Annotated in this window: 14 protein-coding genes; 8 read left to right on the top strand and 6 right to left on the bottom strand. The window is 72.1% G+C overall.

Going from position 1 to position 18,728, the window contains the following annotated elements; genetic code table 11:
* Positions 1–52: 52 nt before the first annotated feature.
* The 4 genes from VGP36_13505 to recQ form a co-directional block, all read right to left on the bottom strand.
* Entirely contained in the window at positions 53–565 is a 513-nt protein-coding gene (locus tag VGP36_13505) for an Lsr2 family protein (GenBank protein ID HEV7655731.1), read from the bottom strand.
* 16 nt (positions 566–581) lie between these two features.
* Positions 582–1,160, bottom strand: a complete 579-nt coding sequence (locus tag VGP36_13500; GenBank protein HEV7655730.1) for an ATP-dependent Clp protease proteolytic subunit — start codon at positions 1,158–1,160, stop codon at positions 582–584.
* A gap of 323 nt (positions 1,161–1,483) precedes the next feature.
* Entirely contained in the window at positions 1,484–2,224 is a 741-nt protein-coding gene (locus tag VGP36_13495) for an SDR family oxidoreductase (protein ID HEV7655729.1), read from the bottom strand.
* A gap of 163 nt (positions 2,225–2,387) precedes the next feature.
* Complete coding sequence (recQ, locus tag VGP36_13490) at positions 2,388–4,199, bottom strand: DNA helicase RecQ (protein HEV7655728.1); 1,812 nt, start codon at positions 4,197–4,199, stop codon at positions 2,388–2,390.
* Between the two features lie 282 nt (positions 4,200–4,481).
* Between recQ and VGP36_13485 the strand changes: the two genes are divergently transcribed.
* The gene (locus VGP36_13485; GenBank protein ID HEV7655727.1) at positions 4,482–8,756 is read left to right on the top strand and encodes a discoidin domain-containing protein; all 4,275 of its coding nucleotides are present in this window, start codon (positions 4,482–4,484) and stop codon (positions 8,754–8,756) included.
* A 47-nt stretch (positions 8,757–8,803) separates the two neighbouring features.
* Here VGP36_13485 and VGP36_13480 read toward each other — a convergent pair whose 3' ends face one another.
* Both VGP36_13480 and VGP36_13475 read right to left on the bottom strand, forming a co-directional pair.
* Entirely contained in the window at positions 8,804–9,292 is a 489-nt protein-coding gene (locus VGP36_13480) for a carbonic anhydrase (GenBank protein HEV7655726.1), read from the bottom strand.
* 31 nt (positions 9,293–9,323) lie between these two features.
* On the bottom strand, positions 9,324–10,091 hold the full coding sequence (locus VGP36_13475) for an SGNH/GDSL hydrolase family protein (GenBank protein ID HEV7655725.1): 768 nt from the start codon (positions 10,089–10,091) through the stop codon (positions 9,324–9,326).
* An 87-nt stretch (positions 10,092–10,178) separates the two neighbouring features.
* Between VGP36_13475 and VGP36_13470 the strand changes: the two genes are divergently transcribed.
* The 7 genes from VGP36_13470 (at position 10,179) to VGP36_13440 (ending at position 18,164) form a co-directional block, all read left to right on the top strand.
* Complete coding sequence (locus VGP36_13470; protein HEV7655724.1) at positions 10,179–10,949, top strand: ABC transporter ATP-binding protein; 771 nt, start codon at positions 10,179–10,181, stop codon at positions 10,947–10,949.
* Positions 10,925–12,490 carry a hypothetical protein gene (locus VGP36_13465; protein ID HEV7655723.1) on the top strand — a complete coding sequence of 522 codons (1,566 nt, stop codon included), beginning with the start codon at positions 10,925–10,927 and terminating at the stop codon, positions 12,488–12,490. The genes VGP36_13470 and VGP36_13465 overlap by 25 nt, the downstream gene beginning before the upstream one ends.
* A 123-nt stretch (positions 12,491–12,613) precedes the next feature.
* On the top strand, positions 12,614–13,459 hold the full coding sequence (locus VGP36_13460) for a protocatechuate dioxygenase (protein HEV7655722.1): 846 nt from the start codon (positions 12,614–12,616) through the stop codon (positions 13,457–13,459).
* A gap of 221 nt (positions 13,460–13,680) precedes the next feature.
* Entirely contained in the window at positions 13,681–14,739 is a 1,059-nt protein-coding gene (locus VGP36_13455; GenBank protein ID HEV7655721.1) for a ThiF family adenylyltransferase, read from the top strand.
* 29 nt (positions 14,740–14,768) lie between these two features.
* Positions 14,769–15,956 (top strand): hypothetical protein, encoded by a 1,188-nt coding sequence (locus VGP36_13450; GenBank protein HEV7655720.1) that lies wholly within the window; start codon positions 14,769–14,771, stop codon positions 15,954–15,956.
* 156 nt (positions 15,957–16,112) lie between these two features.
* Positions 16,113–17,216, top strand: coding sequence for a right-handed parallel beta-helix repeat-containing protein (locus VGP36_13445; GenBank protein HEV7655719.1), 1,104 nt, complete (start codon positions 16,113–16,115; stop codon positions 17,214–17,216).
* Positions 17,217–17,372: 156 nt separating this feature from the next.
* Entirely contained in the window at positions 17,373–18,164 is a 792-nt protein-coding gene (locus tag VGP36_13440) for an AfsR/SARP family transcriptional regulator (protein ID HEV7655718.1), read from the top strand.
* The last annotated feature ends 564 nt before the right edge of the window (positions 18,165–18,728 follow it).

Raw genomic sequence — 18,728 nt, 5'->3', positions numbered from 1 at the left:
ACATTCACCGTCGATTAGACGGTGATGACAAGCGAGATGAGACGACGGTGCGTCAGCCGTTCGCTTCCTGGAACTTGGTCACCAGATCGGCCGGCACCCGCCCGCGCGCGCTGACCTCGAGGCCCTGCTCCTCGGCCCAGGCCCGCACGGCCTTCGGGTCATAGTCGCGACGTGCCGAGGTCGCCGCCGCCGTACGCGTACGGCCGCCGCGGGAACCGCCGCCGACCCGCCGGCCCGCGTCGACGTACTTGCCGACCACCGCCCGCAGTGCCTGCGCATTCTTCTCGCCGAGATCGATCTCGTAGTCCTGGTTGTCCAGGCCGAAGCGGACGGTCTCGCCCTTACCCTCTGCGATGGACTTGCCGTCGAGGTCGTCGGTCAACTGGACGACTGTGCGCTGCGCCACGGTAATTGGCCTTTCCTGTCCGGCGACAATTACCTGAATGGTCTTCGGTTTGCACGCATTCGTCAAATCGGCGCGCGCCAAGAATGGTGAGAGAGGCAATCTTCGGTCCTGCTGAACCAGGATCGGACCGGCTGCGCGAAGATCGGCCCCGGTGTCCACTGTGGACCAGCGGACCTCAGTGCAGCCGGGTCACGACCTGGTCGATGAACCCGTACGCCTTGGCCTCCTCGGCCGTGAACCACCGGTCCCGGTCGGCGTCCGTGGTGATCTGCTCGACCGTCTGGCCGGTCTGCTGCGCGGTCAGCTCGGCCATCTCCCGCTTGGTCAGCCGGAACTGCTCGGCCTGGATCGCGATGTCCGATGCCGTACCGCCGATTCCGGCCGAGGGCTGGTGCATGACGATCTTGGTGTGCGGCAGCGCGTACCGCTTGCCCGGCGTGCCCGAGGACAGCAGGAACTGCCCCATCGACCCGGCCAGGCCCAGCGCCCAGGTCGACACGTCCGGCGCGATGAGCTGCATCGTGTCGTAGACGGCCATACCGGCAGTCACCGATCCGCCGGGCGAGTTGATGTAGAAGGTGATGTCCCGCCTGGGGTCCTCGGCCGCGAGCAGCAGCAGCTGGGCCGTGATCTTGTTGGCGATGTCGTCGTCGACAGCCGAGCCGAGGAAGACGATCCGTTCGCCCAGCAGGCGTTCGTAGACGGCGTCCGACAGTGACGGTGCGGACGGCGTCCGCATGACGGGATCTGCCATGCACAGACCCTAGGTCGGCTCCACCCAAGGAGCTCCACCTGTTCGCGCTCAGCGCACCAGACCCGAGGCCGCCCGGCGCGCTCCAGCGCGGCCTGCACCCGGTCCGGGGTCGCCCGTGCGGGCTCAACGACGACCGGTGGTCGAGCACCGGGCCAGCAGCCGCCGTACCGAACCCGGCGGACGGGAGAAGGGCCGGGCGATAGCGGCTCAGAACCCGCCAGCAGCCGCCGTACCGAACCCGGGCGGACGGGAGAAGGGCCGGGCGTCAGCGGCTCGCAGTCCGCCGGCAGCGCCGGACCGAACCCGGGCGGGGCGTCAGCGGCTCAGAGCCCGCCGGCGACGCGAAGGACCGTGCCGGTCGTGTACGCCGCGTCCGGACCGAGCAGGAACGCGATCGTCGGCGCGATCTCCTCCGGCTGACCGGCCCGCCCGAGCGGGATCCGCGCGGCCGCCGCCGCCGGGCGGTCCGGCTGGCCCGCCGCCGCGTGGATGTCGGTGAAGACGATGCCCGGCGCGACCGCGTTGACCCGGATGCCGTCGCCCGCCAGTTCCTTGGACAGCCCCATCGTCAGCGCGTCGATGCCGGCCTTCGCCGCCGCGTAGTGGACGTACTCGTGCGGGGAGCCGAGGGTCGCCGCGGCCGAGGAGATGTTGACGATCGCGCCACCCGCGCCGCCGCGCCGGGTCGACATCACCTGCGCGGCCTTGCGGGCGCACAGGATGCTGCCGAGCAGGTTCACGTCCAGCACCGATCGGATGATCTCGATCGGGGTGTCGGCCAGGTCGCCGATGTGCGCGGTCAGCCCGGCGCTGTTGACCAGCCCGGTCACGGGGCCCAGTGTCGCGGCCGCGTCGAACAGGGAGTCCACTTCGGACGGTTCGTCGACCGAGGCCCGGACGGCGATCGCCCGCACCCCGAGGGCGAGGACGGCGGTGACGACGTCGGAGGCCGCACGAGAGTCCACGCGGTAGTTGACGACCAGGTCGTGCCCGGCCCGGGCCAGGTGCAGCGCGGTCGCGGCGCCGATCCCGCGCCCTCCCCCGGTGATGATCGTGAGCGGCATGCGCCCGATCCTTCCCCAGCCGGGTCGCGGGTCCGCACCGGAGGCCGGCCACGCCCAGACCGCGAGGCCAGCCACGCCCAGACCGCGAGGCCAGCCACGCCCAGACCGCGATGCCGGCCACGCCCAGACGCGAGGCGCGCCGGCGCGCCCGGGCCGGACGGAATCAGCCGGCGAGGGTGTCCAGGACCTGCTGGCCGTACTTGCGCAGCTTGTTCTCCCCGATCCCACTGATCGCCCCGACGGCGTCCAGCGTCCCGGGCTGCTCCAGTGCGATCTGCCGCAGCGTCGCGTCGTGGAAGACCACGTACGCCGGCACGCCCTCCTCCTTCGCCATCGCCGCCCGCCAGGCCCGCAGGCGCTCGAACACCGGCGCCAGCTCGGCCGGCAGCTCAGCGACCGCGACCGCGGCCGCCGCCCGCCGGGAGGAGGAGGACCGCGCCGGCCGAGCCGCCTCCCGCCGCATCATCACGGTCCGCTTCCCGCCCAGCACCTCGGAGCTGCCCGGCGTCAACGCCAGCGTCTGGTGCTCCCCCGACACGGCCAGCAGCCCCTGGGCCAGCAGCTGCCGGGCCACCCCGCGCCACTCCGGCTCCCGCAGCTCGGTCCCGATGCCGAACGTGGACAGCGAGTCGTGCTTCCACTGGGTGATCTTGTCCGTGGTCCGCCCGAGCAGGATGTCGACGGACTGCCCGACCCCGAAGCGCTGGTTGCGCTCGTGCTGCAGGCGCCAGACCGTGGACAGCAGCTTCTGCGCCGGCACCGTGCCGTCCCAGGACTCCGGCGGTACCAGGCAGGTGTCGCAGTTCCCGCACGGCCCGCTCTCCTGCCCGAAGTACGCCAGCAGCCGCACCCGCCGGCAGTCCACGGCCTCGCAGAGCGAGAGCATCGCGTCCAGGTGGGTGCCCAGCATCCGGCGGTGGGCCAGGTCGCCCTCGGAGGAGTCGATCATCCGCCGCTGCTGCACGACGTCCTGCAGCCCGTACGCGAGCCAGGCCGTCGCCGGCAGCCCGTCCCGCCCGGCCCGGCCGGTCTCCTGGTAGTAGCCCTCGACCGACTTGGGCAGGTCGAGGTGGGCCACGAACCGCACGTCGGGCTTGTCGATCCCCATCCCGAACGCGATCGTCGCGACGATCACCAGCCCGTCCTCGCGCAGGAACCGCGACTGGTTCTCCGACCGGTCGATCGAGGAGAGCCCGGCGTGGTACGGCAGCGCCGGAATCCCGTTCTTGACCAGGAACTCCGCGGTCTTGTCCACCGACGCCCGGGACAGGCAGTAGACGATCCCGGCGTCCCCGGCGTGCTCCTTGCGCAGCAGGTCCAGCAGCTGCCGGCGGGGGTCGTCCTTGGGCACGATCCGGTACTGGATGTTGGGCCGGTCGAAGCTGGCCACGAAGTGCTTGGCCGCACCCAGGTCCAACCGCGACGTGATCTCCGCGTGGGTGGCCGAGGTCGCGGTCGCGGTCAGCGCGATCCGCGGCACCGCGGGCCAGCGCTCGTGCAGCATCGACAGGGCCAGGTAGTCGGGCCGGAAGTCGTGCCCCCACTGGGCCACGCAGTGGGCCTCGTCGATCGCGAACAACGCGATCTTGCCCTCCTCCAGCAGCCGCAGCGTGGCCGGTGACCGCAGCGCCTCCGGAGCCAGGTAGAGGAGGTCCAGTGAACCGGCCCGGAACTCCGCCGAGACCAGCCGCCGCTCGTCCGGGGCCTGGGTCGAGTTGAGGAAGCCGGCCCGGACGCCGAGCGCCCGCAGCGCGTCGACCTGGTCCTGCATGAGCGCGATGAGCGGGGAGATCACCACGCCGACGCCGTCCCGGGCCAGCGCCGGGATCTGGTAGCACAGCGACTTGCCGCCGCCGGTCGGCATGAGCACGAGCGCGTCCCCGCCGCTCACGACGTGCTCGATGATCTCCTGCTGCCCGGTCCGGAACGCGTCGTACCCGAAGATCCGCCGCAGCAGTTCGTCCGTCCCGGCCACCGCGCGAGTGTACGAGCGGACGAACCACAGGGCCGGACGCCTGTGGACGACCCGGTTCGTCCGGATTCGGCCATCGAGTGCCGCGCTGAACCAATCGTTGACGTCTCGTTGGCACGTCTGCAATATTCAGACGGACTTACGCAGGAACCGAACAACGCGACTAGAACAGCGCATCGTATCGCGCAACTACAGAACTCCGCGCGCCGGCCCCCGCCGTCCTGATCCCTCGCCGGGTGCAGCGGCCGCTTCTCTCACCCCCTGCCGTTCCAGAGAGGGAACGCGATGAGAAAGAAGCACCTCAGCTGGGGAGTGGTCGCCGCGATGCTCGCGTCGGGCCTGCTCGCCACCGCCGTACCGGCCCTGTCCGCCCAGGCCGCCGGAGGTCCCAACCTCGCCGCCGGCAAGACCGCCACCGCCAGCAGCTCGACGGCCGAACGGGTCGCGAGCACCGTCACCGACTCCAGCGCCGACACCTACTGGGAGAGCACCAACGGCGCCTTCCCGCAGTTCGTCCAGGTCGACCTGGGCAGCGCGGCCGGCGTCGACCAGGTCGTGCTCAAGCTGCCGTCGACCTGGGAGGCCCGGACCGAGACGCTCTCGGTGCAGGGCAGCACGACCGGCACCACGTTCTCGACCCTGGCCGCGAGCGCCGGCGTCCAGTTCGGGCCGGCCAACGGCAACCGGGCGGTGATCAACTTCGCCGCGGCCTCGACCCGCTTCGTCCGGATCAACCTGACCGCCAACACCACCTGGCCGGCGGCCCAGATCGCCGAGCTGGAGGTGTACGGCGCGGCCGCGGCCAGCCCGAACCTGGCCGCCGGCAAGGCCGCCGGCGCGAGCAGCGTCACCCAGGACAAGGTCGCCGCCAACGTCACCGACGGCAACACCACGACGTACTGGGAGAGCACCAACGGGGTCTTCCCGCAGTGGGTCCAGGTCGACCTCGGCGCCTCGGTGCCGGTCAACCAGGTCGTGCTGCGGTTGCCGCCGACCTGGGAGACCCGGACCGAGACCCTGTCCGTACAGGGCAGCGCGACCGGGACGACGTTCACCGACCTGGTCGCGTCGGCGCCGCGGACGTTCACCCCGGCGACCGGGGACGCCGTGACGATCAGCTTCGCCGCCGCGACCACCCGCTTCGTCCGGATCAACGTCACCGCCAACACCGGCTGGCCGGCGGCCCAGATCGCCGAGCTGGAGGCGTACGGACCGTCCACAGGCGACACCGTCGCGCCGACCGCGCCCGGCGGCCTGGCGTTCACCCAGCCGACCGCGGACACGATCCGGCTGACCTGGACCGCGTCCACCGACAACGTCGGCGTCACCGGCTACGACGTGTTCGCCAACGGCACCCTGCTCACCAGCGTCGGCACCGTGCTGACGTTCACCGACACCCGGCCGGCGAGCCAGCTGGTGAACTACTTCGTCCGGGCCCGCGACGCGGCCGGAAACCAGTCCGCCAACAGCAACACCGTCACCCGCACCGGCACCACCGGGGACACGAGCGCCCCGACCGCGCCCGGCGGCCTCGCCTTCACGCAACCGACCGCGACCACGATCCGGCTGACCTGGACGGCGTCCAGCGACAACGTCGGCGTCACCGCGTACGACGTGGTCGCCAACGGCGCCGTCCGCGGCACCGTCGCCGGCACCGTGCTCACCTTCACCGACACCCAGCCCGCCACCGCCACCGTCTCGTACGTCGTCCGGGCCCGGGACGCGGCCGGCAACAGCTCCCCGCAGAGCAACACCGTCACCCGGACCGGCAGCGCCGGCGCCGGGTCCAACCTCGCGATCGGCAAGCCGATCACCGCGTCGTCCACGATCTTCACGTTCGTGGCCGGGAACGCGAACGACAACGACGCCACCACGTACTGGGAGGCGAACGCGGGAACGTTCCCGAACACGCTGACCGTCGCGCTCGGCTCGAACGCGGTGCTGAGCAGCGTCGTGCTCAAGCTCAACCCGGACCCGGTCTGGTCGACCCGGACCCAGACCATCGAGGTGCTCGGCCGCGGCCAGAACGGCGGCGCCTTCACGACGCTCGCACCGTCCACTGTGTACACATTCAACCCCGCGACCGGGAACACCGTCACGATCCCGGTGTCCGCGACCGCCGCCGACGTGCAGCTGCGGATCACCTCCAACAGCGGCTCGACCGGGGGCCAGATCGCCGAGTTCCAGGTGGTCGGCGTGCCCGCGCCCAACCCGGACCTCACCGTCACCGCGCTGACCGCGAGCCCGGCCGCGCCGGTGGAGACCGACCCGATCACGCTGACCGCGACGGTGCGCAACGCCGGCACCGCGGCGTCCGGCGCGACGACCGTGAACTTCTACCTCGGCACCACCCGGGTCGGCACCGCCGCCGTCGCGGGCCTGGCCGCCGGGGCGACCGCGACGGTGCCGGCGAACATCGGCACCCGGACGGCCGGGACGTACCAGCCGATCGCGAAGGTCGACGAGGCCAACGCGGTCATCGAGCAGGACGAGAACAACAACAGCTTCACCAGCGCCACCACCCTGGTGGTCGCGCCGGTGTCCTCTTCGGACCTGGTGCCGGTGGCGGCGTGGACGCCGGGCAACCCCGCCGGCGGCAACACGGTCACGTTCACCGTCGCGCTGAAGAACCAGGGCACGATCGCCTCGGCCGCCGGCGCGCACGCCATCACGCTCACCGTCCGCAACGACGCCGGCACCGCGGTGGCGTCGCTGGCCGGCTCGTTCACCGGGGCGATCGCGGCCGGGGCCTCGTCGGCACCGGTGACGGTCGGCACCTGGGTCGCCGTCAACGGCCGCTTCACCGTCCGGGCCACGGTGGCCACGGACGCGAACGAGCTGCCGATCAAGCAGGGCAACAACACCGTGGAGCAGTCGCTGTTCGTCGGCCGCGGCGCCAACATGCCGTACGACACGTACGAGGCCGAGGACGGCGTGCTCGGCGGCGGGGCCACCGTCGTCGGTCCCAACCGGGCCATCGGCGACCTCGCCGGGGAGGCGTCCGGCCGCAAGGCGGTCCGGCTGACCACCACCGGCGCGTCGGTCGAGTTCACCACCCGGGCCAGCACCAACACGCTCGTCACCCGCTTCTCCATCCCGGACTCCGCGGGCGGCGGCGGCACCGACGCCACCCTGAACGTGTACGTCGACGGCGTCCTGCTCAGGCCCATCAGCCTGACGTCCCACTTCGCCTGGCTGTACGGCCTGGAGACCCAGCCCGGCAACAGCCCGGGCACCGGCCCCCGGCACATCTACGACGAGGCCAACCTCATGCTCGGCACGACCGTCGCGGCCGGGCACCGGATCCGGCTGCAGAAGGACGCGGCCAACACCTCGTCGTACGCGATCGACTTCGTCGACCTGGAGCAGGCGACGCCGGTCGCGAACCCGGACCCGGCCCACCTGACCGTGCCGACCGGGTTCACCCAGCAGGACGTGCAGAACGCGCTGGACAAGGCCCGGCAGGACCCGACCCTCACCGGCGTCTACCTGCCGGCCGGGGACTACTCGGTCTCCAGCAAGCTGACCGTGTTCGGCAAGGCGGTCCGGGTGGTCGGGGCCGGTCCCTGGTTCACCCGCTTCGTCGCGCCGACGACGATCGAGAACACCGACGTCGGCTTCAGCGCCCAGTCCACGGCGTCGGGGTCGTCGTTCAGCGGGTTCGCCGTGTTCGGCAACTACACCAGCCGGATCGACGGCCCGGGCAAGGTGTTCGACTTCAACGGCATCAGCAACGTGACGATCGACAACATCTGGGTCGAGCACATGATCGTCATGTACTGGGGCACGAACACCGACCACAACACCATCGAGAACTCCCGGATCCGGGACACGTTCGCCGACGGCATCAACATCACCAACAACTCGACCGACAACCACGTCGTCAACAACGAGGCCCGGGCCACCGGGGACGACTCGTTCGCCATCTTCAACGCGACCGACATCGCCGCGGGCGACGAGACGAACAACCTCTTCGAGAACCTCACCTCGAAGCTGACCTGGCGGGCCGCGGGCATCGCCGTCTACGGCGGCTTCAACAACACCTTCCGCAACGTGCTCGTGGCCGACACCCTGGCCGGCTCGGGCGCCACGATCAGCTCGCTGGACTTCGGCATCTCGATGAACGGCTTCGGGGCGACGCCGCCGACCACGGTGGACAACGTCTCGTTCGTCCGGGCCGGCGGGCACTTCTTCGGCAACCAGACCTTCCCCGCGATCTGGCTGTTCTCCGCGTCGAAGGTCTTCCAGGGGATCCGGGTGTCCAATGTGGACATCGTCGACCCGACGTACAGCGGGATCATGTTCCAGACCAACTACGTGGGGAGCGCGCCGCAGAACCCGGTGACCGACACCGTGTTCACCAACATCTCGATCAGCGGCGCGGTGAAGAGCGGTGACGCGTTCGACGCCAAGTCCGGCTTCGGGATCTGGGTCAACGAGCTGCCCGAGCCGGGTCAGGGCCCGGCGGTCGGCTCGGCCACCTTCCACACGCTGCGGGAGGCGAACAACTTCCAGGACATCAAGAACACGACGACGACCTTCACGCTGAACATCAGTTGACCTGGAGGGGTGCCGTTCGCAGCGGGACGGCACCCCTCCAGCCCGTGCTACTTGACCTCGTCGAGCTTCCCGGTGGCGACGTCGAACACGAACCCGCGTACGGAGTCGGTGTGCGGGACGAACGGGCTGGTCGTGATCCGGGCCATCGACTGCCGGACGTCGGCCTCCAGGTCCGAGAACGCCTCGGCCGACCAGTGCGGCTTGATGCCGACCTCGGCGTGGATCGACGCCTTGAAGTCGTCGTCGGTGAACGTGAGCATCCCGCAGTCGGTGTGGTGGATCAGGATTATCTCGATGGTGCCGAGCAGCCGCTGGCTGATGGTCAGCGAACGGATCTCGTCGTCGGTCACCACGCCCCCGGCGTTGCGGATCACGTGGGCGTCGCCCTCGTGCAGCCCGAGGATCCGGTAGACGTCCAGTCGGGCGTCCATGCAGGCGACGACGGCGACGTGCCTGGCCGGCGGCAGCGGCAGCGGGCCGGTGAAACTGGCGGCGTACTCGGCGTTGTTGGCGAGCAGCTCATCGGTGACGGTCATGATCCCTTGGTACCACCAATTCCCTACCAGATCAGTCGGGAATAATCTCGACCAGCTCAGCATGCTTGGCCGGCACGCCGTCGCCGCTGGAGACGCCGCGGATCCGGCGGCCGATCCAGGGCAGCAGGTGGACCCGGACCCAGCGCGCGTCGGCGACCAGCGCGGCCCGCCGGGTGGCGCGGGTCGAGCCCGGCAGGGCCGAGCGCCACCAGTCCGACCGCTCCAGGCCCAGCGCCTCCAGCACGGCCGCGGCGACCCGGGCGTGCCCCTCCGGGGCGAGGTGCAGCCGGTCGGAGTGCCAGAGCCGCCGGTCCCGCAGCACCGGCACCGCGGCCAGGTCGACCAGGACGGCACCGTGCGCGGCCGCGGTCCGCCGGACCCCGTCGTTGAACAGCGCGAACCGCTCGGCCAGCCGGTCGGCGGTCCGGCCGGCGCCGGTGCGCTCGACGACCGTGAACAGGATGGTCCGGATGCCGGCGGCCTCGAGCGCGGCGACCGCGTCGTCGTACCGCCGGAGCAGGGCCGGGACGTCGGCGCGGGGCCGGAGCACGTCGTTCGGACCGGCATGGAAGGAGACCAGGTCAGGCCCGAGCTCCAGCGCGACCGGCAGCTGCTCCGCGACGACCTGGTCCAGCAGCCGGCCCCGGACGGCGAGGTTGGCGTACCGGAGCGAGCCCTGGGTGGCGGCCAGCGCGACCGCGACCCGGTCGGCCCAGCCGCGGTGCCGCCCGGCCGGACCGAGCTCGTCCTCCAGGCCCTCGGTGAACGAGTCGCCGAGCGCGATGAAGCTGCGGATCACCCCTGACCTCCCCCTCGACCTCGGACCGCAGCACCCTAACCAGTCCCGCCGCGGGCGGCCGATCGGACCATCGGGAACAATCGGGGCGTGCCCCCCGCCCCTGCCGTCGAGATCCGCGGCCTGGTCCGCCGGTTCGGACCGACCGTCGCGGTGGCGGGCGTCGACCTGACCGTTCCGCAGGGCAGCTTCTTCGGCCTGGTCGGGCCGAACGGTGCCGGCAAGAGCACGCTGCTGTCGATGGCGACCGGCCTCGTCCGCCCGACCGCCGGAACCGTACGGGTGGCCGGGCACGACGTCTGGGCCGACCCGGTCGCGGCCAAGGCCCGCTGCGGCGTACTGCCGGAGGGGCTGCGGTTGTTCGAGCGGCTGTCCGGGCGGGAGCTGCTCGGCTTCACCGGGCGGCTGCGCGGGTTGCCCGGGGCCGAGGCCGACACCCGCGGCGCGGAGCTGCTGCGGGTGCTGGACCTGGCCGGCTCGGCCGACACGCTGGTCGCGGACTACTCGACCGGCATGCGGAAGAAGATCGGGCTGGCCGCGGCGCTGCTGCACAACCCGGCCGTGCTCTTCCTGGACGAGCCGTTCGAGGCGGTCGACCCGGTGTCGGCGCGGGTGATCCGCGAGGTGCTGGAGCGCTACACCCGCTCCGGCTCGACGGTGGTGTTCTCCAGCCACGCGATGGAGCTGGTCGACCGGCTCTGCGACACCGTCGCCGTGCTGCACAAGGGTTCGGTCGTCGCGGCCGGCCCGATCGCCCAGGTCCGGGGCGGGCGGTCGCTGGAGGACGCGTTCCTGGCGCTGGTCGGGGCCGGGGACGCGGCCACCGGGGAGCTGCGGTGGTTGGGCTCTTCGTCCGGCTGAAGCTGCGGCTGCTGCGCGCCTCGCTGCGCACGCCGGCCCGGCTCGTCCTGGTGCTCCTCGGGCTGGTGTTCGGCCTGCTCACGGTCGGCCTGGTCGGGATCGCGCTGGTGGTGTTCCGGGACGAGCCCCGGACCGCCGCCTCGATCGGCGAGCTCATCGCGGCCGGGCTGGCGCTGGGCTGGGCGACCGTGCCGATCGCGGCGTTCGGGGTGGACGAGACCCTGGACGTGGGCCGGCTGGCGCTGCTGCCGATCCGCCGGGACCGGCTGCTGACCGGGTTGCTGGTGGCCGCGTTCCTCGGGGTGCCACCGATCCTCACCGTGCTCATGCTCGGGGTGAGCGTGGGCGCGGTCGTCTACTCGGCCGCGGCGGTGCCCGTCGCTCTCGTCGCCTTCGTCCTGGTGTCCACGATGTGCCTGCTGCTCGGGCGGCTGACGACGTCGGCGTTGTCCCGGCTGCTGCGGTCGCGGCGCGGGCGGGACCTGGCCGTGCTGGTCGGCGTGCTGGTCGTGCTGGCGGCGCAGCTGCCCCGGGTCCTCGTGCAGAACGTCGACGAGACCCGGCTGCAGCAGATCGGCGCGGTGCTGCGCTGGACCCCGCCCGGGGCCGCGATCCGCTCGGTCGCCGACGCGTCGGCCGGCTCCTGGGCCGTCTCCCTGCTGGAGCTGCTGTACGCCGCCGTCGCCGTCGCCGCCCTGCTCGTCGGCTGGTACACGGCGCTCGGCGCGGCGTTGACGATGGTCGACGCGTCCACCGAGCAGGCCCGCTCGCGCCGGGTCGGGCTGCTGCGGCTGCTGCCGGACGACCGGCTCGGCGCGGTCGCGGGCAAGGACCTGCGCTACGCCTGGCGGGAGCCGCGGCTGAAGTTCAGCTGGCTGCAGATGATGGTGTTCGGGCTGGCCGTACCGGCGTTCTCGCTGCTGGCCGCCGGTGGCCGGTTCGCCCCGGTGGTCGCCGGCATGTTCAGCGCGCTGCTGGTGTCCTCGCTCGGGTTCAACCAGCTCGGGCCGGAGGGGTCGGCGTTCTGGCTGACGATCGTCACCACCGGCACCGAACGGGACGCGCGGACCGACCTGGCCGGCCGCAACACCGCGACCGCGCTGGTCACCCTGGTCTGGATCCTGGTCGCCGCGACCGCGCTGGCGATCGTGACCCGGACGCTGTCGGCGATCCCGCTGGCCTTCGGCGCCGGGGCGGCCGTGCTCGGGGCCGGGCTCGCGGTGGGGGCGATGCTCAGCGTGCTGGCGCCGTACCCGGTGCCGGACCAGGCCGGGGCCGCGTTCGCCGGGCCGGGGGCGGGGCGCGGGTGCCTGGCCGGGTTGCTCTGGGCGCTGGGCTCGCTGGTGACCGCGGTCCTGGCGTTGCCGGTCGGCGTGCCCGCGCTGGTCTGGGGTTCGCAGCCGCTGGTCGTGCTGGCGGTGCTCCTGGGCGGGCCGCTGTGGGGGTTCGGGCTGGCGGCGGTGGGGCGGCGGCTCGCGGCCCGGCGGCTCGTCCTGCGCATGCCGGAGCTGCTCGTCGCGGTCACGCCGGATCGGACCTGACCTTCCGCAGATCCGCGATGTGTCCCGGCCCGCCGGTTCGTACGGTCGGCGGTGGGGACGTCGGATCCGCTCCGGCGTCCCCTTTCACAGCCCTTCGACAGGAACCCGTGCAAAGGTTCGCCCATGAACGACGACGTGCAGCGGAGCCGGGCGCTGATCAGCCGGCGGCGGGCGTTGTCGCTGGGCGGGACCGTCAGCCTCGGGGCGCTGGTCGCAGCGTGCACGGGGTCCTCGACCACCACCGCCACCACCGCGCCCTCCAGCACCACCCCGCTCACGCCCTCGTCCACCGCGAGCTCCGACGTGATCGCCCTGCTGAACCAGGCGAACACGTGCACGACGGCGAAGGAGGAGACGCAGGGCCCGTACTGGTTCGACGTCGACGCCATTCGGTCCGACGTCCGCGACGGCCGGCCGGGCGCCGAACTGGTCCTGGCCGTACGGGCCCATGACGTGTCGTCGTGCTCGAACGGCTCCGCGCCGATGCCGATCGCGAACAGCGTGCTGGAGATCTGGCACTGCGACGCCGGCGGCGTGTACTCCGGCTTCGAGTCCGCGTCCGGCGGTGGTCCCGGGGGCGGCGGGGGCGGGACCTCCGACGGGTCGTACAGCTCCGGCGACCAGGAGGCGTCCCCCGGTGACGACGGGACCTACCTGCGCGGCGCCCAGGTCGCCGACGCCAACGGCATCGCGCAGTTCACGACGATCTACCCGGGCTGGTATCGCGGGCGCACCGTGCACATCCACCTCAAGCTGCACGTGAACCGCAAGACCGTGGTGACCACCCAGCTGTACTTCGACGAGGCCGTGAACGACGCCGTCTTCGCGACGTCGCCGTACGACGAGCACTCCGGCCGCGACACCCGCAACTCCGACGACTCGATCTACGACGCCTCCGGCCTCGTGACCCTCCGCAGGACCGGCACCGGCTACCTCGCCGTCGTCAACCTCGGCGTCGACGCCGCCTGACTCAGCGCACCCGCGACGCCCGGTAGCTCCGCCGGGCCACCACGGCCCGGACCGCCGCGATCGCGACTCGGCGTCAACCCGTTGTCGCCGTACTGTCGCTGATCTGTCTCTGCCCGCTGTGAGACTTCCGGCGAACGCCAGGGGCCCGGAGAAATGGACCGGCCCCGGACTGCGATTCGTACGGAGGCGAGGTCACGGTGCTACGGCCGAGGGTCAAGCGGGTGCACCGGCCGTTGGTCCGGCCTGACGGCACGATCAGGCTCGGGCTGGAGCAGTTCGGCATCGCCTCGGAGATCGTCGATGACGAGTACGGGACCGTGGCCCGCCTGCTGGAGCTGATGGACGGCACCCTCGACGGCGCCGGGATCTCCGCCCGGCTCAGCTCCACCCACCCGGACTGGACGGCCGGGGACGTCGAGTCGGCCATCGACGAGCTCGTCCGCGCGGGCCACGTCGAGGACGCCGCGGCACCGTTGCCACCGGGCCTGAGCGAGTCCGAGTCCGACCGGTACCGCTCGACCCGGGACTTCCTCGCCTGGATCGACGCCTCCCCGCGGTCGTCCCCGTACGAGGCGCTGGCGCGGATCCGCAAGGCCGAGGTCGCGCTGCTCGGGCTCGGCGGGACCGGCTCGTCCGTCGCCGCCGGGCTGGTCGCCAGCGGCGTCGGAGCGCTGCGCTGCGCGGACTTCGACGTGGTCGAGGAGGGCAACCTCACCCGCCAGCTCCTGTACTGCGAGGCGGACGTCGGCCGGCCCAAGGCGGCGGCCGCGGCCGAGCGCCTGACCGCGCTGAACTCGACGGTCGCCGTCACCGCCCAGGACCTGCGGGTCTCCTCCGTACGGGACGTCGAGCGCTTCATCGCCGGCTGCGACGCCTTCGTGCTCTGCGCGGACGAGCCCGCCGGCGAGATCCAGTCGTGGGCGAACGAGGCCGCGCTGCGGACGTCGACGCCCTGGTTCACGGCCGCGTACACCGGCGCGATGACCGGCGTCGGTCAGTTCGTGCCGGGGGAGACCGGCTGCTGGGAGTGCCTGGACCGGCAGCAGCCGGCCGCTGACGGCCGGTGGCTCTTCGACGACCTCCCGCACGCCGTGATCGCTGCGAGCGCCGGGATCGCCGGCCACCTCTGCGGGCTGGCCGTGCTCTACCAGCTGGCCGGCCTGCCGACCCAGATCCGCGGCGGCGTCTTCCAGCTCAACCTGGCCCGCTGGGACCACTCGTACTTCCTGGCCGCCACCCGGGACCCGCACTGTCCGGCCTGCGGCGACCGCACGTCATGACGGAGACGGGCGCGGGTACCCGGGCGCGGTTGCGGCCCCTGGCCATCCGGGAGAGCGACGACGACCCGGACACGTACGTCGTGGGGCGGCCGGCCGCCGGCACGTTCGTGGAGCTGCCGGCGATCGGAGCGGAAGCGGTGCAGCTGCTCGCGGCCGGGCTGACCGTCGGCGACGTCGAGCAACGACTGACCGAGGGCGACGACCGGCCCGACGTGGCCGGACTGCTGGACGAGCTGGTCGACCTCGGCTGGGTCGCCGAGCTCGACGGCCGCGAGCTGCCCGACCCGGTGCCGCCGCGGGTCCGGCTCGGCTGGGTCCCGCCGGCCGCCGTGGGCTGGCTGTTCAGCCGCCCCGTCGTCCTGGGCGTCTGGGCGCTGGTGCTGGCGGCCGTGGTGACGGTGGCGACGCACCCGGCCCTGGTGCCCACGCCGCAACACTTCTTCTGGACCGACTACGTCGGGCTGGCGACGCTCGGCAACACGCTGCTGTTCGTCTGCGGCGGTCTCGTGCACGAGTCGATGCACGTCGCCGCGGCGTACTCGCTGGGACTGCCGGCCCGGATCGAGGTCAGCACCCGGCTGACCGCCCTCGCCTTCCAGACCGACGTCTCCTCGGCCTGGGCCGTACGGCGGCGGCAGCGGTACCGCGTCTACCTCGCCGGGATGGCCTGGGACGCCGCCGCCATCAGCGCCGCCCTCCTCGTCAGCGCGTACGCCGGAGTTCCCCCGCTGGCGCAGGGGTTGCTGGGCGCGTACGTGCTGGTCGGCCTGGTCAGCCTCGCCCTGCAGGCGAACGTCTACATGCGAACCGACCTGTACTTCGTGCTGATGGAGGCGCTGCGTTGCGGCGACCTCTACCACGACGGCATGCGGTACGTGCGCTACCTCCTCGCCCGCACGGTCCGCCGCGGGACCGACCCGGCCGACGAGATCCCGGCCCGGGAGGCCCGGGCCGTGCGGATCTACGGGCCGCTCGCGCTGGTGAGCAGTGCCGGCGCGGTCGCCCTCTACGCGGTGTTCGGCGTCCCGGTCCTCGTCCACTCCCTCGCCCTGGCCGGATCGGCCGTCGCCGCGGCCCGCTCGGACGCGCCCCGGGCCGTCGACGGCGGGCTGGTCCTGCTCGTCGACCTCGGCCTGCTGCTGGCCTTCCTCCTCGCCTTCCGCCGGAACCACGCCGGCTGGTTCCGGTGGATTCCTTCGACAACCGGACGGAGGTGACCCCCATGCGCAAGTCCATCAAGATCCGCCGCCTCGACAAGATCGAGACGACCATCGTCAAGTGCCCGAAGTGCTAGCAGGACCAATGCCGCGGGGCCGGGACTCCCGGCCCCGCGGTGCCCGTCTGCGGAAATCCCAGAAATGAGGGGTCGGTTCATGCGGCCAGCCAGAGTAATGACGCTCACCGCGGGCGCCGCGCTGTTTCTCTCGGGTCTCGCGACTCCGGCGGCGGCGTCGAGCCCTGCCGTCCGGGTCGTGCATCCCGGTCAGTCCATCCAGTCCGCGCTCGATGCGGTCGGTGCCGGCGGCACGGTCATCGTGCGGCGCGGCGTCTACCGCGAGAACGTGGAGATCACCAAGGACGGCGTCACCCTGGTCGGCGACGGCGCCGACCTCGAAGCACCCGCGGTCTCGACGCCACGGGAGTGTTCCGACGGCGGGGACAACCCGTTCGGGCTGTGCATCACCGGCGTCGTCGGAGCGACGCCGGCCGAGAGCCGGCCGGTCCGCAACGTGACCGTCCGGGGAATGACCGTCGGGCAGTTCCCGTCCACCGGGATCCTCGCCTTCGGCGCCCGGAACGTCCGGCTGGAGAACGTCCGCGCCACCGGCGGCTCCGAGTACGGCGTCCTGCTGTCGAACACCAGCGGCAGCACCATCCGCGACAGCCACATCGTGGGCGGGCAGGAGGCCGGCATCTACATCGGCGACTCGCCCCAGGCGCGGACCACGATCTCCGGCACCGACGTGAGCGGCGCCGGCCTGTTCGGCATCTTCATCCGCAGCTCGTCGCACGGCAGGATCACCGGCAATCGCGTCGGCGGGCGCTGCATCGGCATCTCGTTCGTACCCGACCGTCCGGAGGCCGGCACCGTGGACGACTGGCTGGCCGCCCACAACCGGGTCAGCCACAACGACGGGGTCTGCCCGCCGCTGCCGGGGGACGAGGCCAACATCACCTTCGCCGGCACCGGGATCCTGCTGGCCGGTTCCAGCCACGTCTCGGTGCTCGCCAACACCGTCACGAACAACCGGGCCCCGGGCGGCAGCACCACGTTCGCCCGAGGGGGGATCGTGCTCACGTCCGGCACGGCCTTCGGCGGGACGCCCGTACCGACCGGCAACCTCGTGGCCGGCAACACCGTACGGGACAACCAGCCGGTCGACCTGAACGTCGTCGACCGGGGCCGGGGCAACCGCATCGGCGTGAACGACTGCCGGACCAGCTCGCCCGCCGGGCTCTGCCACCGGACGGGCTGACCGGCCTTCCGGCAGGACCGCCGGGCGGGGGCTCCTTGCCTCGCCCGGCGGTTCCTGTCGACAGGTATTTCGCGGGCCCCGCCGCTGCTCATGCATACAGCGGCCTAGCCCTCGCCCGCTGGTCGGTGCGTGTGGACGGACGACAAGGGAGTCCCGGTGGCTGTCGGTACGGATCTCCGTGTACTCGGGCCGCTCGAGGCCGAGGTCCGCGGGCGGGTGCTCGAGCTCGGCGGCCCGCGGGTCCGGGTGGTCCTGGCCATGCTGGTCGCCGAGACCGGACGGGTGGTCAGCGTCCGGTCGCTGGCCGAAGGGCTCTGGGGACCCGACGCGCCGCCGGACGCGGAACGGACCGTCCGCCGGTACGTGTCCCGGCTCCGCGCCTACCTCGGCCCGTTGGACGTGGTCGTGACCCGGCCGCCGGGCTACGTGCTGAGCCTCACGCCCGACGCGGTCGACGCGATCCGGTTCGAGCGGCTGGCCACCGAGGGCCGGCGCGCGCTGGACGCGGAGCAGCCGGACACGGCGTCGGCGTCGTTGACCCGCGCGCTGGCGCTGTGGCGGGGCGAGCCGTACGCGGAGTTCGGCCAGAACCCGGCGCTCGTCGCCGAAGGCGTCCGGCTGGCGGAGGTACGGCTCTCGGTCCTGTGCGACCGGATCCAGGCCGACCTCGCGGTCGGATGCGACGCGGAGCTGATCGCCGAGCTGGAAGCGCTGGTCCACGCGTACCCCGGGCACGAGCGGCCGTGGACGCAGCTGATCACCGCGCTGTACCGGGCCGGCCGCCAGGCCGACGCCCTGTCCGCGTTCCGCCGGGTCCGTGACGTACTCGTCGGGGAGTTCGGCCTGGAGCCGTCACCGCGCCTGGCCGAGCTCCACCGGCAGGTCCTGGCCCACGACACCCGCCTGCGCGCAGTACTCCCCTGGCCCCGCGTCGCCGGCTGGCAGTGACGCCGCCTGGGTGGGCCGCCCGGGGATCGAACCCGGAACCCGCGGATTAAAGGAACGCAATCAACAGTGTCATGAAGATTCACTGGTTGCTGACTCGTGCCAATTTCGCAGTCAGTGGCATTCCGCCGTGTCGCCTCGTGTCGGTCCGTGTCAAAGTTCTCCAAGGCCACCGAGCACGAATGGAGCCCTCAGACGATCGCCAGTGCTCGATGAGATGACTACGCCGAGTCGGAGAACCACCCACGAAGCAGCGGACTTTCCGTCCGCTGTCTTGCCCGCCACCCGACCGCAAGTTCGGATCCTGGGCAGGGCCCAGACCAGAACTACGACGGATGGTACGGCTTCAGCGGCGTATGGCGTTGTGACGTGGATCGGAGTTGAGCGGCCGGCTGGCGCGATGACGGCGGCGTGGCGTGCGATGAGGTAGTCACTGCTGACGTTCATTCGTCCTGGACGATGTCGATGCCAACTCCGGGGAACGAAGGGCCAGTAGGAGTCGGGCGGCCTCGGTTTGGGAGCGTCCCGGTAGCCGCAACGCCATTGGTGCTGGTGACCGGTGCGGAT

This window comes from Mycobacteriales bacterium (assembly GCA_035995165.1).
Taxonomy (GTDB): domain Bacteria; phylum Actinomycetota; class Actinomycetes; order Mycobacteriales; family CADCTP01; genus CADCTP01.
The sequence above is the reverse complement of the archived record's forward strand: the minus strand, read 5'-3'. Positions and strand labels throughout refer to the sequence as shown.

Excerpts from the sequence above, each read along its gene's own strand:
- VGP36_13445 (HEV7655719.1), top strand. The coding sequence starts at position 16,113 with ATGCGGCCAGCCAGAGTAATGACGCTCACCGCGGGCGCCGCGCTGTTT.
- VGP36_13495 (HEV7655729.1), bottom strand. The coding sequence starts at position 2,224 with ATGCCGCTCACGATCATCACCGGGGGAGGGCGCGGGATCGGCGCCGCG.
- VGP36_13500 (HEV7655730.1), bottom strand. The coding sequence starts at position 1,160 with ATGGCAGATCCCGTCATGCGGACGCCGTCCGCACCGTCACTGTCGGAC.
- VGP36_13460 (HEV7655722.1), top strand. The coding sequence starts at position 12,614 with ATGAACGACGACGTGCAGCGGAGCCGGGCGCTGATCAGCCGGCGGCGG.
- VGP36_13485 (HEV7655727.1), top strand. The coding sequence starts at position 4,482 with ATGAGAAAGAAGCACCTCAGCTGGGGAGTGGTCGCCGCGATGCTCGCG.
- VGP36_13480 (HEV7655726.1), bottom strand. The coding sequence starts at position 9,292 with ATGACCGTCACCGATGAGCTGCTCGCCAACAACGCCGAGTACGCCGCC.